Annotated in this window: 9 protein-coding genes; 2 read left to right on the forward strand and 7 right to left on the reverse strand. The window is 50.9% G+C overall.

From position 1 onward, the window contains the following. Positions 1-86: 86 nt before the first annotated feature. From bcsA to NDA01_RS04740, 5 genes are read right to left on the reverse strand one after another with little or no spacing between them, the layout of a single operon-like run. A complete protein-coding gene (gene bcsA / locus NDA01_RS04720) occupies positions 87-2,678 on the reverse strand; it encodes a UDP-forming cellulose synthase catalytic subunit (RefSeq protein WP_348227051.1) in 2,592 nt (863 codons plus the stop codon). Continuing rightward, entirely contained in the window at positions 2,679-5,240 is a 2,562-nt protein-coding gene (locus NDA01_RS04725) for a cellulose biosynthesis cyclic di-GMP-binding regulatory protein BcsB (protein ID WP_348227052.1), read from the reverse strand. 27 nt (positions 5,241-5,267) lie between these two features. Then, positions 5,268-6,629: a family 8 glycosyl hydrolase gene (locus tag NDA01_RS04730; RefSeq protein ID WP_348227053.1), complete on the reverse strand. Its 1,362-nt coding sequence runs from the start codon at positions 6,627-6,629 to the stop codon at positions 5,268-5,270. Between the two features lie 25 nt (positions 6,630-6,654). Next, positions 6,655-8,994, reverse strand: coding sequence for a tetratricopeptide repeat protein (locus NDA01_RS04735; protein WP_348227054.1), 2,340 nt, complete (start codon positions 8,992-8,994; stop codon positions 6,655-6,657). Continuing rightward, positions 8,991-11,729, reverse strand: a complete 2,739-nt coding sequence (locus NDA01_RS04740) for a carbohydrate porin (protein ID WP_348227055.1) — start codon at positions 11,727-11,729, stop codon at positions 8,991-8,993. Before NDA01_RS04740 ends, NDA01_RS04735 begins: the two co-directional genes overlap by 4 nt. 541 nt (positions 11,730-12,270) lie before the next feature. Here NDA01_RS04740 and NDA01_RS04745 point away from each other — a divergent pair. Further along, complete coding sequence (locus tag NDA01_RS04745; RefSeq protein WP_348227056.1) at positions 12,271-13,059, forward strand: hypothetical protein; 789 nt, start codon at positions 12,271-12,273, stop codon at positions 13,057-13,059. A gap of 95 nt (positions 13,060-13,154) precedes the next feature. Here NDA01_RS04745 and NDA01_RS04750 read toward each other — a convergent pair whose 3' ends face one another. Beyond that, positions 13,155-13,982, reverse strand: a complete 828-nt coding sequence (locus NDA01_RS04750; protein WP_190554149.1) for a hypothetical protein — start codon at positions 13,980-13,982, stop codon at positions 13,155-13,157. 632 nt (positions 13,983-14,614) lie between these two features. Here NDA01_RS04750 and NDA01_RS04755 point away from each other — a divergent pair. Further along, positions 14,615-16,357 carry a cellulase family glycosylhydrolase gene (locus NDA01_RS04755; protein ID WP_348227057.1) on the forward strand — a complete coding sequence of 581 codons (1,743 nt, stop codon included), beginning with the start codon at positions 14,615-14,617 and terminating at the stop codon, positions 16,355-16,357. A gap of 102 nt (positions 16,358-16,459) precedes the next feature. Here NDA01_RS04755 and NDA01_RS04760 read toward each other — a convergent pair whose 3' ends face one another. Beyond that, entirely contained in the window at positions 16,460-20,452 is a 3,993-nt protein-coding gene (locus NDA01_RS04760) for a DNA-directed RNA polymerase subunit beta' (protein ID WP_348227058.1), read from the reverse strand. Positions 20,453-20,508 lie beyond the last annotated feature (56 nt).

Here is a 20,508-nt window from a genome sequence, read left to right on the forward strand (position 1 = left end):
CTCTCGTAAGCACGAAAGATCAGTTAGCTCCGGGAGAGGCGCGCTCTCAGGGGGTGCGCCTCTCACAAACCCTTGAGGAGTTTTGGCTAGAGCGTTGCCAGAAGTTGCTTGATTCGACCTTCCTGGCGTTCTTGCAATTGCTCTGGGAAGCGCAGTTCGATCGCGGTACTCGATGCTACATCTCCATTACCAGGATTGGCTAATGGCTCTATTGTTTGTACCACTGCCAACAAACGCTTGGGTAAAGGATGACCATCCTCTAGCAACACGCCGACGACGGGCTGGCTTTGCCGAAGTTGTTCTAAAGCATCAATTGGTTCGTGAAATTCTAGCCGCAGGCTGCGAACTCCCATCTCAGTAGCCATAGCCGTATAAAAATGGCCTTCCCAATATAACTGGGCGGGAGTTTGAATGCGCTTGCGCACCTTTTGGCCCTGAATGGGCTTGGCTTCTTGAAAAGAGCGAGTCAAGCTGGTCGCAATAAAGCGGAGAGAATCCAGGGGGTCATCTACTTCAGTACGATTTTGAGAATACCACTCGCGCACATCCGAGTAGAGCACGATCGCTAAGGCATCCAGTTCTGACTGGGTAGGGTTAATAAAGTCAGCGACTAAAATGGTTTGGGCATCATTCAGCGGCACTCCTCGCACAATCCGCGCCTTGAGAAACGCTCGGGCTCCATAGTCACCCACGAGTTCTAACTCGATCTCGTCTGGTAAGTTTGGCCAAGAATCGAGCACAATTCTAGCCCCGGACTCACTGACATCTTCAGTTTTGCCTCTCCAAGTTTGGTCGGGGCCATAGATGACTGCGGTTAGTTTGCGGTTAAGGCGGTGGGTTCGTCGTAATTGCGGCTGTTCAAATGAAACCAAAATTGCCGCCACAATCAACACTAGGTTGAAGATGCCCCACAGCATGTTCACCAACACAGCTTCGCTATCTTCTGGCCTCAGAATCAACCAGAAGGGCACGGATAGCACCGACAGAGCAACCAGAACCGCCACTACTACCAAGGGACGGGCGGATTCCCAATCAAAGTCTCGTTTGGTGACGGATAACCCTTTGTCGGTAACGTTGAAAGACCCCATTCTAGGATTGATCAACGCCATCAGAGTCACGGCTCCGGCGTAGAACGACATGGCGAATTCGTAAATCTCGTTCCAGAACGAGAACCGCACATTCTTGTAGGTGATGAAGTTGGCGTACATCGACAAGAGAATATGTGGCAGGGCGTAGGCTAAGGTCTCAAGCCCTAAACCCCGAATCGGATTGATGCCAAATAGCAGGAAAAGGGTGGGAGCGATCGCGTACATCAAACGCGGAAAGCCAAAGAAGAAGTGCGAAGTCGCCGAAAAATAGCAAATCCGCTGCGGAATAGTCAGGTTGAGCTTGCGGTTGAGCAGAGGATTTTCTAGGCGCAAAATCTGGGCCATGCCTCTAGCCCAGCGCACTTGCTGACCAATGTAAGAAGAGAACTTCTCTGGGGCTAAACCTGCCACCATGATTTGGTCGTAGTACACCGACTTATAGCCCAAGGAGTGGAGCCGGAAAGCGGTGTGGCAGTCTTCCGTGACTGTTTCTGTGGCAATTCCGCCAATTTGCAGGGCATAGTCTTTGCGAATTACCGCTGCGGAACCGCAGAAAAAGGCTGCATTCCAAAAGTCATTCCCTTTTTGCAGCACTTTATAAAAGAGTTCGTTGCCCACAGGCACTTTGCCGCGAGTCAGCAAGTTGCGCTCAAACGGGTCTGGGTTATAGAACCAGTGCGGCGTCTGGACAAACGCCACCTTGGAATCATAAAAGAAGCCCACCGTTGTTTGGAGAATGGGTCGAGCAGGAATGTGGTCACAATCCAAAATCAAGACCAAGTCGCCATCAGTACGCTTAAAGGCCGTGTTAATGTTGCCTGCCTTGGCGTGGTCGTTGTTGTCGCGAGTCAGCAAGGTGCAGCCAAGTTCCTCACACATCTGGCGGAGGGACTCTCGTCTATCCTTATATTTTTCAGCTCGACCGTCATCTAAGATATAGACCCGCTTTTTGTCAGCGGGATAATCGATCGCTAAAGCTCCCAAGGCTGTTTTGCGGACAATCTCTACATCTTCGTTGTAGGTGGGAATATAAACATCCACCTTAAACAAGCGATCGCTGGGAATAGTAGAGAGGTCAATGGGTTGGCGCTCTCTGATTTTCAGAGTTTGGAAGTAAGCCAAAAACAGCGTGATGATCGCGTATAGCTCTGCCCCGTACAAGAGGATGCAAAAAAAGCCGTTGAGCCAACCGTCAAAATTGAAAGTGTAAGCGGTGCGATAGTACAGGTAGCGAGCCGTCGTCACTGTACTAAGCCACACCAAGAACAAATGCAGATATTCGCTAGTTTGCGGGTTGTTGCGTTGCTGCTCAATGCGCACAATCAACCAACCCATCAGAACCAGTAGCCCTGCAATCACGCCTTGCTGCCAAACCTTCAGCGGTGTAGTCACCAAGGGCAAGGAGAGCAAGAGCACGAGTAAAGCTAATAACCAAAGTTGGCGGCGGTTAAGCGATTGCAAGGCGCGATCGAACCAACTGGGAACCAGGTTCACCAACCAATCGGTTAGTGTGTCTAGAGGCGATCGCCTTGTCGCTCCAGTCGCTAGGGGCGGTGGATCTGGCCGTAACGGGGGAGAGGGATTGGCCATTTATTTATCCTGCTTTTCTACACGCTTGAGATAGAGCTGAGTGATACCGTAGAGACCCAAAGCAAATACAACGATCCCCGTCGGCAGCACGAACCAATGGTCTTGCAAAAAGCGCGAAACTTTACTGAAAGGATTGCTGTTGTCCAGCCGTCGCTGAGAACTTTGCTGGAGAAACTCCAAATTGTAAGCATCTGGATCGTAGCCCGAAGCACTTGCTTGATTGGCACTAATCAGCACCGTATCGCCATTGAGCTGGAAGAACAATGGGTCTTGGTTCAGCAAATTTTGCACTTGCTGTAAGCCTGCCTCTGTTTGTGCGCTCAAAGCCAGCAGGACGCGATCGTCGTTCCAAGGAGAAATCACTTCTTTGATCACCCCTTCCGAATCTGGCAAGGCTTGAATCTGGCTTTGATTCCATTTGCGAGAAAACACATTTTTTAGAGCAAAGCCATTTTCTTGGAATGCTTCGGGGAAGGGGAACTGCGATCGCACACCAATTCCGACTAAGTTTTGTCGTTGCTTCACTTCTGTCGTGAGAGCGTCTTGGGTGTAAGCCTCTATTTTCACCGTGTCGGCTTGGCTGAGGCGACCTAAGCGCTCACTAAACTCTAACAATGTGCTCAAGTCGGTGAGGGATGGCGTTTCCGGAACCACGATTGCTGTCGTGGAGAGGTCTTGAGGCGCAGCAAAGGGATACCCCGTAGACAGCAACTTCAGATCAGGAATTTGGACGACATTTTGGCGCTTGAGTTTAAAGTTGGTATCAGCATGGACTTTCCCCCAAAGTTGCTGGTCATTAATTCGACCACAGTTAGCAGGTTCACGCGGACTGAGGTTGAAGGCTACCTGAATTTTGGAATCCGGTTTAACTAACTCAGCCGGGAGATTGACATTTAACGTATCCCTAGCGGCTCCCTGCTCGGAGGTCAGCCGCTTACCGCCAATCGGGGCACCATCGAGTCGTACTTCCACCGTCGAGAGTCGAGGATTCACCTGCGGGCCGTAGCTATACACCAAGTTCATCGAACTGCCACGAGTGAACTGGTCATCTGGCAAGGCTCGGAAATTTACCTCTACAGGCGGCGCATAAGCACCCCGCACCGTAACATCTTCAAAAGGTTCGTTCTCAGCGTTATTGAGCTCACGCAGTTTGAAGGAGTTTTTCTCGGGCAAATAACCGGGCCATTGCCTCAGAGGCGGCGTGGGCACTGGGGTAACGCTATTCACGACTAGGTAATAACCTGTACCAATCTGGCGGTCTTTCGACTGCACCAAAAACTGCACCGCTTTGTTAACGCCTTCTGGACCATTCCCTGTGGCAATCAAAACCGGAATGCCATTGTTGCGGGTGGTGGCCAGCATCAAAATGCCTGACTCCGCTGGCAATGGGTTGCGGCTAGCGTCTAGCACTTGGTTGTCAGCGATCGCCAGTGGCAACTTGAGGGACTTTAGCGCCGGTTGCTCCTCAGGGGTACCAATCACCACCAAGCGCTCGTCTGCTTTTGCCTGATTGAGGTTTTTCACCAACCGAGTTTCTAGCGGTCGAAACTCTGCCAAGCGTCCTAGCGCGGCCTGGAAGCGAGCCGCCGAGGTCAACCAAGCACTATTGACTTGGTTGGGTAACAGATAAGTGACTCGATTCGGGTCCAGGCTGAGGTCGTCGAAGAAAGGATAGGGGTATCGGGTAAAGTCGAGTTTGACGGGTTTGGGCTGATAGTTAAAGATCAGCTTGGAATCAGGTAAGACTTCCGTCCATAAGGTGGGATCGGCAGGATCAGTACAGGTGGCTGAGTTGTTCTGTTGCGCCACCAGCGTCACTTCATTGAAGTCTTGAATTAAGTTGGGCGGCACATTCAGCAAAACCTGACCGATTTCGGACTGCTTCCGGTTCAGTGGTACACTGCCAACGCTCGTTCCATTTACTCGAACGGTTAAGTTAGAACGGTTGGCTAAAAGGGCGGGCGAGTGTTGGAACCGCACCAGTACCTTGGCAGAACGCAAATTCCAAGTGCGGGGACGGGTAAATCCTAAGCGAGCATCGGCAAACACCCCTTGTAACCGCAAGCGATTACCTACGACTGGGCTGCGGTTGAATTCTAGGACGTAAGGAACGGTTGGGCCTCGGGCAGCAACAGCATCCGGGGTAGAGCTAGGACTTGGATTGGCTCCTGGTGAGGGAGTAGAGCTGGCAGGTTCTGGTGCAGTGACGGCTGGGGGAGCAGCAGGCTCAGGGTCAGGCTCAATCGCCGCTGGTTCTCTGGGAGCTGGAGCTTCCGCAGGTGCGGGTTCTGGTGCAGGTTCGTAAGGTGCAGGCTCAGGTGCAGGTTGGTACACCGGAGCTTGCGGTGGCGGTTCTGGCAGCGTCAGCTCCTCGATCACCTGGTTTTCGTCTTGGGTAATATCGCGATCGTTCTGTTGGGCTACGGCTAAGCTTGCCGTCACCCCAGTCGCTGTGCCCGCAAAGGTGAGTAACAAGAGCCAGATCACGGGGCGCTGTTGGCGGCTCCCTGGGCGGGACTGGCGGCGGGAAGATGAAAGTAAGTGCCGGAAGATGCGTTGCATGGATGGGTAAGTTTAGCGGGTGGGGCTTTAACGAGGTTGCAACAGTTGGGGAGAAATGGTGTCGGGCGGTAGCAAGCCTAACCAAGCGAGGTTTTGCACATAATAAGCGGAGTTGTTATCCCAAAAACCATTGCGGTACTGGGGCTGCAACTTTCGCTGCCAAAGCTCGGTGGCGATCGCCGAGTCGAGCAGTCGCCAAGCAGGATACAACATGGCATATTGAGCAGTGGCTTCGTAACTCACGGTCGGTGCACCTGAAAGATCAAAAGTGGCGGGGATTTTTTGTTGCGATCGCCATTGTTTTTGCAGAAATCCTGAATGCTTTTGCAGATATGCTTTGGCAGGTGCGGAGTCAAACAACTCCGCGTCCCAAGCCACCCGCCACCAGACGCGGTAAGCGTCAAAACTGTATTGGCTTTTCAGCGGCCCAGAGAGCGGTAACGGTTGAAATTCTCCTGTGGTTGTGTCCACCGCTACCCAATCGCTCGGCAAACCAACAGCCGATAGCGTGGCTGAGTTTTCCAGAGCTTGATAACTACTATCCACCAAGCTCAGCCAATCGTGCTTGGGATCGACTTGAGCAAAAAGCCGAAATGCATAAGGCGCAAAGTAGGACGGATTCAGTTGAATCACGGTCTGCTGCTGAAAAGCTGCGGCTGGCCCTGGCAGCAAATAGCGCTGCCCACCAGCGGTCACAGTGGAGAATCGCCACAAGTCCTGCAATTTGGCTTGGGCCAACTTCAAATACTCTGGTTTCTGCCAACGCCGGGATGCCAAAATCAGAGCGGTAATGGCATCGACATCGGCATCACTGGCAAAATTCGGGTCGATCGCTCCCCATCTTGCGGGTTCATTTGGGCCTTGTTCATTACGGCCCCACTTCCAAACCCAGAGCTGGTCGGTACGTTTGCCATTAGCTTGGCGTTGCAAATTGTTTTCTGACCACTGCAAGGTTTTGGCAAAGGTGCTGGGGTCATCACTCAACACCGCTCGCAGCATGGCATAGGCTTGCCCTTCGGACGTAGAGCGATCGCCTGCCTCCCGGTCAATCACGCGCCCATCCGCTTGAATAAAACGTTGCCGATAGGCGGTCCAACTTTGCTGCAACAGTTGTTGAGTTGGCGCTGCTGTTGCTGAGCTGATTACAGTCGGGTCTGGACTGGGAGTTGGCGCTGTAGTGGTTGGCGGGGTAGCGGGTGGAGATTGTCTGGCGTCGCTAGAAAATCTAGAACATCCGAGTAGTCCCATCATGCCACTCAGACTAACCGCCACTGCTGCCCTACGCCACCATGACCACGAGCCTGTTTGTCGCTTAGTTTTGGGGTACCGTAACATCTCAACTGGCCCTGCACAAGGTAGTAAAGCTAAAGGCACAAAATTGAACCGCATGGTGACAACACCATCCATTTAGCAGTTAGTAACGCTCCCACGGTGGTTGAAACCCTCGCTGTCTCAACAAGTCTTCTTTGATCTGCTGCACCCTCCGAGACAAGCTACTATCCGGGGTTCCAGTCGTCGCTTGCTGTACCTGAAGTTGTTCCAGTTGCTGCAAAGCGGTGAGGGGCATGCCTTGAGCCGCCATCAGTTCAGCCAGCGATCGCTGTGCCCCCACATCTGTCGGATTGAACGCCAGCACTTGCGAATACAACTGCTCTGCCGCCCCAAACCGACGCTGCTGGAATCGCACCCCGCCTAAAGCAGATAATGCTTCAACATTGTTCGGTTGGATTTGCAAAAGCCGCTGGTAGGCATCACTGGCTTGGTCCAAATCTCCTAATGCCTGGGCTACCTGCCCTTGCAGTTGGTAAGCACTCGGATTATTGGGATTGCGGGCTACCAGTTGGGCCGCGATCGCTCTGGCTTGGGCAGGACTCCGAGCGGCAATCACCTGAATCGAGCGTAACTGCAAAGCAGAATTATTCGGGTCCAGTTGCAGCAGCGCATTGTAAAGCGGTTCGCGACGAGGGTCCGGGGGTAGCACTCCCACCAAAGTCACTAATTCCGGCGGTGTGTCGGTGGGGGGGCGGGTTTGCAGCCAAGTATTCAACACTGCTTCCGCCTCAGCTAAAGAAATCCGTTGAGCCTGATAAGCCAAAGCCGCTCGGCCCAGTTGAATTTCCAAATTTTGCGGATTCAGGGCTACTAATTGGTTATAAATTGCCAGTGATTCATCCGTGCGTCCCTGCGTTTGGCGCACACTTGCCAAGCCTTGCAAAGCATTATTGATAATGTCGCGATCGCTGGGATTACTGGCCAGAATTGCTTGATAACGTTGGGCGCTGGCTTCCAAGTTGCCTTCCCGCCGCTCGATCTCAGCCAAAAGTAGTTCCGAAGCTCGGTCCTGTGCTCCTGCCGATGTATTAGCATAGGCAGCCAAGGCACTTCTCGCCGCTGGCAGATTGTTCTGCTGAATCAAGAGTTGGGCGATGCGGAAGTTCAGAAAAGGAGCGTTCACGCCCGCTTGCAGCAACGTTTGGTACACCGGGAACAGTTCTGGTTCTGGTTCCACTGCTGAGAGCGCTTGAGCTAACTGTTGTAGCTCTACTGGATTGCTCGGTAAAGGCTGCAAAACCGTTTGTAGTCGTTGCCGTAGCTCAGCTCTAGAAATCACGCCCAACTGGCTCTCCAAGGCCAATTGCTTCAGCGCCAAAATTTGATTATTGGGCTGTTGCTGCGTCAGTTGGCGATACAGTTGCAGCGCATAAGGTTGCTCGGCAGGTATACCGCTGAGCACATCGGCCACTTCTTGCACCAACGTCGGCGTAGGATTGGTTTGGCGCTGGAGTTCCTGACGGTAGAGGGCTGCTGCCTCTTGGGTCAGGGTCGGAGCATTGGCTTTGCTCCCTAACTCATTGAGTGCCCTCGCCAAAGGCAAGGCTGCTTCAGGACGACCACGGAGTGGATCTAAAACTGCTAGCGCTTCAGCAGGTTGCTGGTTAGCCAAATAAGCTTGAGATAGTTCCGAGCGAGCTTGAATCGCCGTGTCGTCTAACTCGCGGGATGCCTGTAGTTGCGCTTGCAAAATGGCGATCGCTTGAGCAGGATTGCCTGTTTCCCTCAAGGCGCGAGCATAGGCCACTGCGGCATTCCCGGTGATCGTTTTGCCGGAAGCCCGGTAGCGGTTGAATAGCTCTAACCCTTGCTGGGCATTTCCCGTGTAAGTGTAAATTTGCGCCGCCCCTAGAATCACATCCGGGGTGGGATTATTTTGTAAAACAATCTGGTAATCAGCCAAAGACTCTGCAAAGCGACCCCGATAGCCCAGTAAGAGCGCCCGCTGTCCCCGCGCTTCTAGGTCGTTGGGTTCTAAGTTCAGCAAGGTGGTTAAGGCGATAATGCCTTGGTCTTGCCATTCCGCTCGGTAGCCTCCTAGGAAACCCAACGTTTTGAGCGCCAAACGGTTGTTGGGGTCTTGTTCCAACACGCGCCCATAAGCTTGGAAGGCATTGGCATCTTGTCCCGCCCGCCGATAGGCGATCGCCAATCCCAACTTGGCTTCTATCGATTGTGGGTAGCTGCGAATAGCCCGCTGAAAAGCCGCGATCGCATCATTGACCAAGCCGCGATTTAGCAAGGTGTAAGCTTGTCGAACCGAAGCAGGCACCGTCTGCGCTTGCACCGCCGGAATTTCCCAGGGCCACAGGTCTACCATCAAGCCACCGCTCAATCCTACGGCGAGCAAGCAAGACCAGGCCAAGCGCCTAAACTTCACTGTTTTGCGGGTGTTTTTCCAGGTGTCATGCCGTTGGTTCATTGCAGCCTGCCCTTCGGTGTGACATCAAATTCGGTCTTGAGCCGGAATCCTGCGATCGTCTCCGAGAAACCATTTAGTTCCTGTAAGGTAAAGCCTAGCCGCAAGTTAGGCAAAAAGCGAAAATCGTAATAGAGTTCCAGCACATCTGGGTTGCGATCGCCCAGCTGTCTTCGTAAAGCCGCATTAGACAGTTGGCGACCATAGGCTAGGCCTAAGCGATCGTCAGGGGCAAATACATCTAAAACGGTGAGTCCAACGTTGTAGGTGTTGCCTTGTTCGTCAAGCCCCCGGTTGTTGTACTGGCCGTAGCGACCGAACAAACCCATGTTGAGGCTGGGAATAAAGACTTCCGCGTTGATGCCAAAGCCTTCCTCGCGATCGCCTCGCTGGGGTCCACTCAACCCATCCCCTCGATTCACTTGAAAGATTTCTCGGAAGCCGTCGCCTGCCCCAGTTTCTCGCCCTGTGCTGTAAGTACCGCGAATGATAGCGTTGCCGTAACGGAATCCCAGTTCGCCCGCAAAGCCATCTAAGCTGAAATCCCCAATGCTCCGCGCCGAGGAAAACGCCGCAAATCTAGCCTCGATGTTGTCAGTTAAAGCCCAGTTCACTAAAGCACCAGGCCGAGAACCAATCCCAGTTGCGGTCAGCGCGGAGTTAGTCTGAAACACTGGGTTAAAGAAATGGCTCGCGCCATCCTTAGCAAAACTGTTGCGATCGAAATAAGAGGTCAAGTCTAGTTGCCCCACCACAAACCGCAAGTTTGGCAAATCTCGCGGAGAAGTAGCGACAAACAACTCATTCAGACTCAGCCCCTCTTGCTGCGAATCGACCAACCCCTGCCCTGTCGTCAAATCCAGCGCCCCACCAAACAGAATATTGGGCGTTAAAGGATAAGCCGCTGACAAGCGGGCTCTAGCGGATGATTCATCAGCCTGATAGAGATATACACCTTGCAGTTGCACAGAAGGTTCGCTCAAAGCTGTACTCCGCAAAAGTGGCTTAGAGGAAGTTTCTGGTCGAGTTTCTAAAGCAGCGGCAGGAGCTACATTACTTGGTGAATTGCTTGGAGGGGCCGTCGTGCTCTGAGGGGCTGTTGGTGTAGGCGTATTTTGGAACTGCGGAAAAGCGGTTGGCTGTCCCGTCGGATACCCAGCACCGTAGGGGCTAGGAGCACCATAGGGCGCAGCAGGGGCACCGGGGTAGGGACTTCCAGGATAGTTGGGTGCAGCGTTATAAACGCTACCGGGATACATGGGCGTAGGATTAGCAGCATTGCCGGGATAATTCGGCGCAGGACTAGATGGATTGCTCGGATAATTCGGGGCAGTTGGAAATGCAGTTGGATAAGAATTAGGTGGGTAAGAATTAGGCGGATAAGAATTACCGGGATACCCTAAAGCAGGGTTGGGATAATTACTGGGATAGTTGGGTACAGGACTATAAGAACTACTGGGATAACCAGGTGCAGTTGGAAATGCAGTTGGATAAGAATTAGGTGGGTAAGAACTAGGCGGATAAGAATTACCGGGATACCCTAAAGCAGGGTTGGGATAATTACTGGGATAACCAGGAACATTGTTATAAATATTACTGGGATAATTGTTGGGATAACTAGGAGCTTGAGGACTATAAGTGTTAGTGGGGTAAACCGGATTTGGACTATAGAAATTACCGGGATAATTCGGCGCACCATTATAGAAATTGTTTGGGGAATTGGGTGCACCATTATAGAAATTTGGATATGTTGATGGCGCAGTCAAATTAGGAACGGAGGCAGGCGCTACAGGTGCGGCAGTAGGCTGTGGCGAAGGAGCGTACCGATTGTAGAAATAGACATTATTGGAGCTATCAGGTCCAGTAGGACCACCTGCCCCTGGAACCATCAAGGTTGGCATGGGAGCAGGCATAGGCTGACCCATCGGGTAGAGATTACCATTGGGATTCCAACCATAAGGATGCCACCCAGGAGGCGCCATTGGTGCTAGCTGAGCCGGAGGTAGTTGCCCGACCGGATAGGGATAAGGGTAAGCATTACCATTGACGCCGCCCCAACCCGGAGCAGCTACAGGCCCTCCAGACATCCAAGGCAGTTGCTGAGGCGAAAAACTAGCACTTGGCGTCTCGGGGCGAACCGTAGGCAAGGGGGTTGGTACTAGCAGGGGTTGTCCGTTGGGATCGCTACGCTGCCCTACAGGCTGCGGCCAACCATTGCAATTTCCCGCGCAGACTCCAGGACTATATTGTCCCGGGACACCCAAGCCCGCACCATTCATCTGCCAGTAATTGTCAGCCGTCTTGATGGGGGCTGTCTGGGACGGTTTAACCCCAGAGGTTTTGGTCGTGCTTTTAGTCGTAATAGATGGAGATTGGTCCGATCGCGATCGCTTCGAGTTAACCGACTTAGATGGAGTCGTAGCGTCAGATTCTAAAGACGGCGATCGCTCTGAAGCGATGAAACTGGGCAAGGCCGTTTCTACCTGCTTAGCCAGCACTTCCGGCCTAGAACCAGCGATTTGATGGACTAGATCCGCTTCAGTATTAGACAGGTTTTGGGGAGTATTAAGAGGGGCGATCGCTGCCGCAGCCAACGTAGAGCGAGCCTGAGGTGTAGCCTTTTTATTTCTGAGCTTTGCTGCGGAACTTGGACTCTGAGTGGCTGGGGCCTGACTCTGAGAACTGGGTTGAGGCGTTGATTCCGACAGACGGGGAGAATTTGCCCAGCTAGGTCTCACCTGAGTTAGCCCGATGAAAAGAAGCAATGAGATTGAGCCAGATGCTAGGACTCTAAGCGAGAGTAAATAGCTACGGAAGATAGACCAACGAGAATCAAGCATGATATGGCTCACACCTATTGTGCTGTCTGATGCGGTCTAGTGAATATGGAAGCTAAGACTACCGAAAAACATTTAGACTGCTGAAAACTTTAGCAGAAGCGGCGGTCATTGGAACAATAAAGTTTTACTTGTATGCAAATACATCGCTAGTGTTTGAATGCGTTCAATCTAAATATTATTAAAATCGAACTCTTTACTAAGCACCCTAACTTGAATTAGCGTCAGACAATCTACCTTAAGGAAATACAATATCTCCAAGTTATTGTGTCAAAAAAGCCAGTGAATTCACTAAGTTTTTACACAAGAACTAGAAGATTAAAATATTGTCCTGATCAAGAAAATCTTCATGAATCACTATTTGATTCTGTTCTAATTCAGTTCACACTAACTAATAGGATTTGTTATTCCGTTTATAGCCCCATTTTTACTCGCGATCGCCATGCAACGTCAATTCCTACATTCCATCTTGCCCGCCAAACAAATTTGGCATGGAGCGGCACCCTATTGTTTAAGCGGCTTACTTCTGGCTAGCACTGGTTGCTCGCAAGCTAAACCTCCTGAGGTTAATTTGAACCTCCAAGTAGAACCTGCTGGGCGATCGGGAGTTTATTCCGTCTCAGGCAACACAAACTTACCAGACCAGAGCCGCATCACTGTCTCTGCTATCCGCTACCTTTCTCCCAGTCAAACAGCACCCTTAGCAACTGGGGGTTTATCACCACAACTTCAATCTCAGTTGACTTACACCGTCTTAAGTCGGCAAGACGTAGTGGTTAACCAAGGCAAGTGGCAGACCTCCCTCAATCTTTGGCAAGTTGCACCCAATGGCCAATTTCGCGAGGGATGGCAGATTAACCAGTCCGAACTCAAAATTCCAACGACTCCCGCCCCTGATGTTGTCTTTCTAGCAACGTTTGAGCCAGAGGGACAACCGCCTACGATTCAGCAGAAAATACAAGAGCAGGGAATTCAACTAGAAGGTAATTTAGCGCGATTCACTACTGATGGTCAGCGTTATCTACAGATTAGTCAAGCTTTACCCGTACCCTTACCGACTGGGAAAACCACTCCTCCCACCCTGACGACAGCAGACATCAACGGAGGATGGGGCGATCGCTCGCAGATTACTACCCCTGAAAAATCAGCCCCAGCGAACTCTAAGCCAACCGCTAGTGCCAATACAAGCCAAACTACTGCTCCTCTCTCACCTGATCAGTTACTCCGCTAACGACGCTTGCTTCAAGTTATATCTAGCGGCATCAAGGGTTGAGGAAACAGTAGTTTGGCTTTGGCAATCAAGTAGCCTTGAGCTAACTGTGTGAGTCAGGAAGCCACTTTCTGTTGAACACGGATTGGCTCTACCTTTTGGGAGCGCTGAGCATAGCTCATAGTGGGATGGAATCTGGTGAAGCTGCTAGCACGAGCAGCATCCAGTTGAGGCACATCGTGCAAAGCTCCTTGCAACACTTCCAGTTGAGCCATGATTTGCTTGAGTTGAGTTTGCAACTCATCAACTTGGGCATGGGCAACGGGTGCTTGTACCTCTGTTTCCTCGGTAGTTGCCCCAGCTTGAGCAAAACTAAGGAAAGCTTGAGCTGGATGCAGAGCGGAGACAGCGGCTTGCACTGAGACAGGACGGGACAGATCAGTTTTGACAGCAGCCTGCGAGGTCGTAACTGTTTCAGCAGTTGCAGTGGGGATGGCTGATGGAGCAATCATGACAGGCTGAGCCAAATCTACCGTAGTTCCCGTGACCACTTGGACTGGCTTGTCATGCAGAAATTCAGAGAGGCCTGTAGCAGCTAGGCGAACTTCGGATAACTTTAGTTCTTCTAACTGGCTCTCTTTAACTTGCAAATTCTCTTGGAGGCTGGATAGCTGTTCTTCAACTTGAGCCGATTTGCGTGAAGACCGCCGCCATCCAGTTACAGCTACGCTAGCGATGCCCGCACCCAAACTCAGCGCCGTTGCAAAACCAAGGTAAGGAGCTGCTACATCTTTCAATTGGCCAGTGAAAACAGGTTCTTGCTGAACCCGAATATCAATTGGCTGTGAACCCAACATAACTAATGGTAGCGTCAAGCTGGAAAACACCGTGCTAGACAGAAGGACAGCAGGCAATAAAAAGCTTTTAAGCGACGATACAGGCATTTTGGGGACTCCAAGCAAATATGGGTTTCAAAAGTCGTTGGTTTTGTAGCGGAAAGTATATCTACTGTTTCAATATCCCTAGTTCTTAGGTCAGGCAGGATCGAAAACAGTGACTGAGTGGGTAACTAGGAAATTCACTCTAGAAGGCAGCACATAGAGTAATTTCTCTTCTCTATAAACACTAATAGGTATCTAGGTAATCTTTCGTATAGAGCTGATAAAGACACCCAGAGAAGGTGATGAAGAAGATGTGAACTTTTTACTTAAGCGCTTTGGTTGATAGAAGTTGCGTAAGTTATATCCCTTAGCTTAGATTCTTAATTTTGCCCATACAAATAATCCCTAAAAGGTAAGTACCTCTTAGGATAGAGCTATATTTATCAAGGGCTGAGGGCTACAAGAAGCTTAGATGAAGCTGGATTGTTGAATGGTAAATCTTTCAATAAATAGACACCTTTGACTTGAATTAACGTCGAAACCTGTAATCTTCCGAGTTGCATGTTATTGCGGAGTCAATCGAGTTAGACCGATGAAACCTATTAGTTAACTCAATAGAAGTTAAGAAGCGATTAAGAGGTTATTTTGGCTATCTCATTGAGTGCTCATAGCTAAACCATTTATTGACTAAACATATGAGCAAATTGTTCCAGCTAGCTTTGAAATCTTTTGGGCGCTATTGCCAAAGAGCAATTCCTGCCTGGAAACAGGCACGATCACTCAACCCCAATCGTCCCCATTTAGGCGCTCAAACCCCAATTTGGCGATCGCGGTCTTTACTCCAGTGGTTGTCCTTAGCTTTAGCGGGTTTATGTCTCAGTTTGGGATTACAGTTCAACCCAGGTTTAGAAGCCGCGAGTGCCGCGATCGCGCTCCCTCTTTCCACCAGAGGAGCCCAAATTGTCGATGGGGTAGGTCGTCCAGTTTTATTGCGGGGAGTGAACTGGTTTGGCATCGAAACTGAATTGCATGCCCCTCACGGTCTCTGGGCGCGGGACTACCGTGAGATGCTGGCACAAATCAAAGGATTAGGATACAACATCATTCGGCTGCCCTTCTCCCTAGAAGCTTTGCGCTCTGCCGCAGCAAGTGGCATTGACTTCAATATTGGTGCCAATCAAACCTTGCAAGGTAAATCGCCTCTAGAAATTATGGACGCCGTAATTCAAGAGGCAGGACAACAAGGGCTACTGATTTTACTGGACTGTCATCAACTGAATGATCAACGCATCCCAGAACTTTGGTATGGCGATGGCTTTACCGCAGCTGATTGGATTGACACCTGGCAAATGTTAGCAAATCGTTACAAGAATCAGCCTCATGTCATTGGAGCTGACCTAAAAAATGAGCCGCATGGTCGAGCGAGTTGGGGCACCAATGACTCAGCAACAGACTGGCGACTAGCAGCTGAGCGAGCGGGTAATGCCATTTTGAAGACGAATCCTCATTGGCTGATTGTCGTTGAGGGAGTAGAGAATAATGTGCCTGGACAAAAATTATCCAGGCACTGGCAAGGGGGCAACTTAGAAGGCGTGAAACATTATCCAGTTCGCTTAGCAGTCAAGCATCAACTCGTTTACTCCCCTCATGAGTATGGCCCTGGAGTTTACGACCAACCCTGGTTTTCAGAAAGAACTTTCCCTAAAAACCTTTACAACCGCTGGGAAACTGGATTTCACTACATTGCAACTCAGAAGCTAGCTCCAGTTTTAATTGGAGAATTTGGGGGACGGCAGGTAGACAGCACTTCCAAAGAAGGCATTTGGCAACAACAGTTGGTTGAGTTTATTAAGCAGAAACAACTGAGTTTTACTTACTGGAGCTGGAATCCTAACAGCAAGGATACCGGGGGCGTTTTACAAGATGATTGGCGCAGCATCGAGGACGCTAAGCAAAAACTCTTGAGCCAACTCTTACCTACAGCGCGTTCTCCACTCACAACTTTCCGGCCAACGGGTACGGTTGTCCCAGCAAAGCAGCAACGAGCGGGGGCAAGTCAGCGGCCAATTCCACGGCCAACTCCGCGATCGCCTGCCACCTCACCCACCTCCTTATCACCTAATAAAACTCAAACGACCAAAAATCAACTCACAACTAAGATGACAATCGAGTCGGATTGGGCGAGTGGCTTTTGCGTCAGGTTCCTAGTCCAGAATCCAACTCAGAAAGCTGTGCAGAATTGGCAGTTAGCTTTTCGGATGAATCAAGCCAACATTAACAATAGCTGGAACGGAAATTTCAACCGCCAAGGGTCGCAATACCAAGTCACACCGCCTAGTTGGGCAAGAGTCCTACAACCCAATCAAACCGTTGATCTAGGTTTTTGTGCCAACAAATCAGGCCCCGACTACCGACCACAGCAAGTCTCTGTGTTCTAGTCGTTAGATTTACCGTGGCAAAGAAAAACCGGAGGTTCAGATATTCCTGAGCCTCCGGTTTCACTTAAGCCTAAATGTGTTAGATAGCGCGATTAAAGAAGATTACTCTTCGTCGTCATCATCCACCACATCGGTAAACTCATCATCAATCAGTTCATCATCGTCCAAGATGGCAGATGTTGGTTTTTCATCTCCGGGAACGGGAGCCGTGAAACTCTCGAAGCTGAAGTTGGGGCGATCGTCGAATGCACCATCTAACCCGTAGCTACGAGCAGTGCGATCGTCTAAGACCACATCTCGGAGGTCCGCATCTTCATCAAAGACACTGGTGCCATCGAAGGTAAGGTCAATATCGGGACTGCCCACTTCTTCATAAGCATTGAAACCAGTACCCGCTGGAATCAAGCGTCCAATGATCACGTTCTCCTTCAGACCTCTCAACCAGTCAGACTTCCCTTCGATCGCCGCTTCTGTGAGCACCCGTGTGGTTTCTTGGAAACTAGCCGCCGAAATAAAGCTGTCCGTGTTGAGCGATGCCTTGGTGATACCCAACAACACAGGAGTGTACTCAGCAGGTGCCCCCCCGGTAATGGCCATTGCCTCGTTTACTTGCTGAACTTGGTAGAGTTCCACCAATTCACCAGGCAACATGGTGGTGTCTCCACCATCATCGACGCGAGCCTTAGAAGTCATCTGCCGCACAATCACCTCGATGTGTTTGTCCGAAATATCAATCCCTTGGGATTGGTACACAGACTGCACTTCGTTCACTAAAAAGGTTTGTACCTTCTGCAAACTAATCAGGGATGCGTCATGAACTCCCAACGTTTCGCGGTTGACCTTGAAGACGATCTCCAAAATCTCGTGGGGGTTAGAAGGACCATCCGTGAGAGGTTCTGATGCACCAACTTCCTGCCCATCGGAGACAATCACGTTCTGACCAGGACCAAGGGGATAGTCTGTCATCACGCCATCAGCTTCGATGACCTTGACTTCTGCCACATCATCATCGCTGTAGACGACTTGCGCGGTACCGGGACGCTCTGAGAGGACACAAGCTTCCTTAGGTTTGCGAGCTTCCAATAATTCTTCAATTCTGGGCAAACCTTGGATGATGTCTCCAGTTTTCGTCCGCTCAAACACCAGCAGCACTAAGTTGTCACCCCGCTGAACTAGATCCCCATCATCAATGTGGAGTACAGCTCCAGGAGACACCCGATAAGGACGAGCAATACGTAAGGTGACTTCACCCTCGCCTATCCCAACGACTTGGCCAGATTCCTCTAGCTTGGTACCAGAGGCGATTTCTGTGCCAGCTACTAGTAAGTCACCTTCTTTCACTTTGGGAGCCTTGCCTTGAGTGCTAATGACCACTCGGTCAGCATCCCTTACCACGAGGATTCGGCGAATCGCTTCGGCTCCTTCGCGAATCCCTCGGACTTCACCAGACTCTTTACACTGAATTTCTGTCCGCGCTACGACAGCACCAGGAGCAATCTGCTCGCCATCTTTGACCAAGAGACGAGTGTGAGTACTACCTTGAGTGGTGTCTGCAGCAATGTCGCGACGAATCACTAGAGATTCCAGAATCACGAGTTGGAGCCGCATAATCTCTGGATCAGTCTCGTCCGGAATTAGCTCAATGTCAGCGGCTAATTGAGGTGCGTCTTGATCGATCTCCAGTACGAGCTGAGTGCGGAGTAGTTCTAGACCTTCCACGGACTTAACTCGCTCTCCATCCTTGTAAGGCAAGCGTTGTACCGCACGTAGCTGAATGGTACGGCCAGACTCTTCACTAGTTGAGGCTTGACTCGGTACAGAAGGTTCGTTTGGCACCACAAATTCGGTAACCGGGCGCAGGAGCACGGCTGGACCTTCGGGCGTTTCTACATACTCTAGGAAGCGGAGTTCGCTAAGGGTTAAACCAGGTAACACTTCTTGCCCAGGATTAGCCAAGGTGGGTTCTTTGCCCATAAATTCTTCGGGATTGTCAATCATGTGCAAGTCCCCTGGCTTGACCACGATTTCCCGCAGAATGTCATTCTTCTGAATGACTTCGACCACACCATTGCTTTGACAGAAGATGTCTTTAACGACTTCTGTTCCTGCTTCGACGTACTGGCCGTCCTCAACGAGGAGCAAAGAAATATCTTTATTCACTTCGTGCGCTTCTTCCGGAATCCAAAGCAGCGTTCCGCCTTGAACCACTTCGTAGCCTTGCTTAGCCTTACCTCGCTTCGCCACTTCAACGCCAGAGTAGCGAATGATCCCGCCGGTTTGAGTCCGGTAGCGATCGTCGATCAGTTCTGCGACAACTTGATTGTTTGTCACCTTCGTTCCAGGCGTTGCTTTGAGAGAGAACGACTGGTTGTGGTTGGTTTCAACTAAGTAGTGATCGCGGCCTTGATAGCTCTCAACACGCACTCGCGCTTCATCTAGCAATACGGAAGCTGTAATAATTTCAACTTCGCGACCGCCCTTACCTTCCGCTTCCTGCTGAGGTAGGCGTACGGTTCCACCATGCTCTGTGATCAGCTTGGTTTCAGCGAGGACGCTACTAGAATCCACGCGATCGCCGTTCTTCACGGTCGGTTCGGCACCAGGGGGCAAGTTGTAAACTTCACCCGATAGAATCCAGATCAAGCCACCTCTTTGAGCAATTCGGGTGGTGTTGCCTTGACGGTCTTTCTTTTCTTCAGGAACGATGTCGGCAAACTTGACTTCCCCAGCCAAGTCTGAAGCCACGTCTTTACTAGCCTTCTCAGTGGTACGCTGAGTTCGACCCGCCAGCGGGACTTCTGCCAAGAATTGATCCTTCTTGACATGCTCGCCATCTTTAACGAGCAAAGTTGAACCTTGAGGAATCGCAAAAGATTCTTTCTTAGAACCCGACTCCAGCATCAAATCAGTATTGCTTTCCGCAATTAAAGCTTCATCTCCATGACGGGTCCGGTAGGGACGAGTCCGGAAACGCTTAGCGTAGCGGATGGTGCCTTCAAAGGTAGCCCGCACTTGACGCGCCATTTCTCCAGTGAATACCCCTCCAGTGTGGAAAGTCCGCATGGTTAGCTGCGTTCCAGGCTCACCAATAGATTGGGCAGCAATAATTCCAACCGCTTCACCCAAATCCACCATGTGAGCGTGAGCCAAGCTCCACCCGTAGCAATGCTGACAGACAGAACGAGTCGCTTCACAAGTTAGAGGCGATCGCACCATCACTGTTTCTACGCCTGATTGACCAATGATGTTGCATAGGTCATCCGAAAGGTCTTGGTTCCGAGCAGCGACCACTTCTCCGGTTTGCGGATGCACCACATCCTCTGCGATCACTCGACCAAACAAGCGGTCTTTCAGGGGAATCAAGACGCGATCGCCGTCGGTCATGCTACGCACTGGGATACCCCGTTGGGTGCCACAGTCGAGTTCGCGGATGATCACATCCTGAGCCACATCCACCAGACGACGGGTGAGGTATCCAGAGTCTGCGGTTCTGAGCGCAGTGTCTACTAGTCCCTTCCGTGCTCCGTAGGAGGAAATGATGTATTCAGTAACGGTCAAACCTTCCCGGAAGTTAGTTTTAATCGGCAAGTCAATAATTTCACCTTGCGGATCAGCCATCAGTCCGCGCATACCGACTAGCTGGCGCACCTGAGAGATGTTGCCTCTCGCTCCAGAGAAGGCCATCATGTAAACCGAGTTCAACGGATTGGTGGTTTTGAAGTGGCGTACCACCTCATCCTTGAGTTCTTCGCTCGTCCCGTTCCAAGTGTCGATCACCTTTTGGAAGCGCTCTACTTCGGTAATTTCGCCACGGGTATAACGGGTTTCCGTTTCTCGAATTTCTTCTTCCGCTGCGTCCAATAGCGCTCGCTTGGTTGGAGGTATTTGTAGGTCATCTACACTAATTGAAACCCCTGCCTTCGTAGCGTAGCGAAAGCCTAAATCCTTCAATAGGTCAGCCACCTGGGCAGTTCGAGCTGTGCCGTAGTTGGTAAAAGACCAAGAAATTAGTTTCTTAAGCTGTCCTTTATCAACCACTCGATTCCGAAAAATCACTGGTGCTTCAGGCTTTTGATTTGAATTTTGCTCTGCCATTGTTGCTCTCTGTCCCTCTTTTGATGCAGGAAGAGACGCGTATAGACGCGACTGGG

It is taken from the genome of Trichocoleus desertorum AS-A10 (assembly GCF_039962155.1).
In the GTDB taxonomy this organism is placed as follows: domain Bacteria; phylum Cyanobacteriota; class Cyanobacteriia; order FACHB-46; family FACHB-46; genus Trichocoleus.

Excerpts from the sequence above, each read along its gene's own strand:
- bcsA (WP_348227051.1), bottom strand. The coding sequence starts at position 2,678 with ATGGCCAATCCCTCTCCCCCGTTACGGCCAGATCCACCGCCCCTAGCG.
- NDA01_RS04725 (WP_348227052.1), bottom strand. The coding sequence starts at position 5,240 with ATGCAACGCATCTTCCGGCACTTACTTTCATCTTCCCGCCGCCAGTCC.
- NDA01_RS04730 (WP_348227053.1), bottom strand. The coding sequence starts at position 6,629 with ATGCGGTTCAATTTTGTGCCTTTAGCTTTACTACCTTGTGCAGGGCCA.
- NDA01_RS04735 (WP_348227054.1), bottom strand. The coding sequence starts at position 8,994 with ATGAACCAACGGCATGACACCTGGAAAAACACCCGCAAAACAGTGAAG.
- NDA01_RS04745 (WP_348227056.1), top strand. The coding sequence starts at position 12,271 with ATGCAACGTCAATTCCTACATTCCATCTTGCCCGCCAAACAAATTTGG.
- NDA01_RS04750 (WP_190554149.1), bottom strand. The coding sequence starts at position 13,982 with ATGCCTGTATCGTCGCTTAAAAGCTTTTTATTGCCTGCTGTCCTTCTG.
- NDA01_RS04755 (WP_348227057.1), top strand. The coding sequence starts at position 14,615 with ATGAGCAAATTGTTCCAGCTAGCTTTGAAATCTTTTGGGCGCTATTGC.
- NDA01_RS04760 (WP_348227058.1), bottom strand. The coding sequence starts at position 20,452 with ATGGCAGAGCAAAATTCAAATCAAAAGCCTGAAGCACCAGTGATTTTT.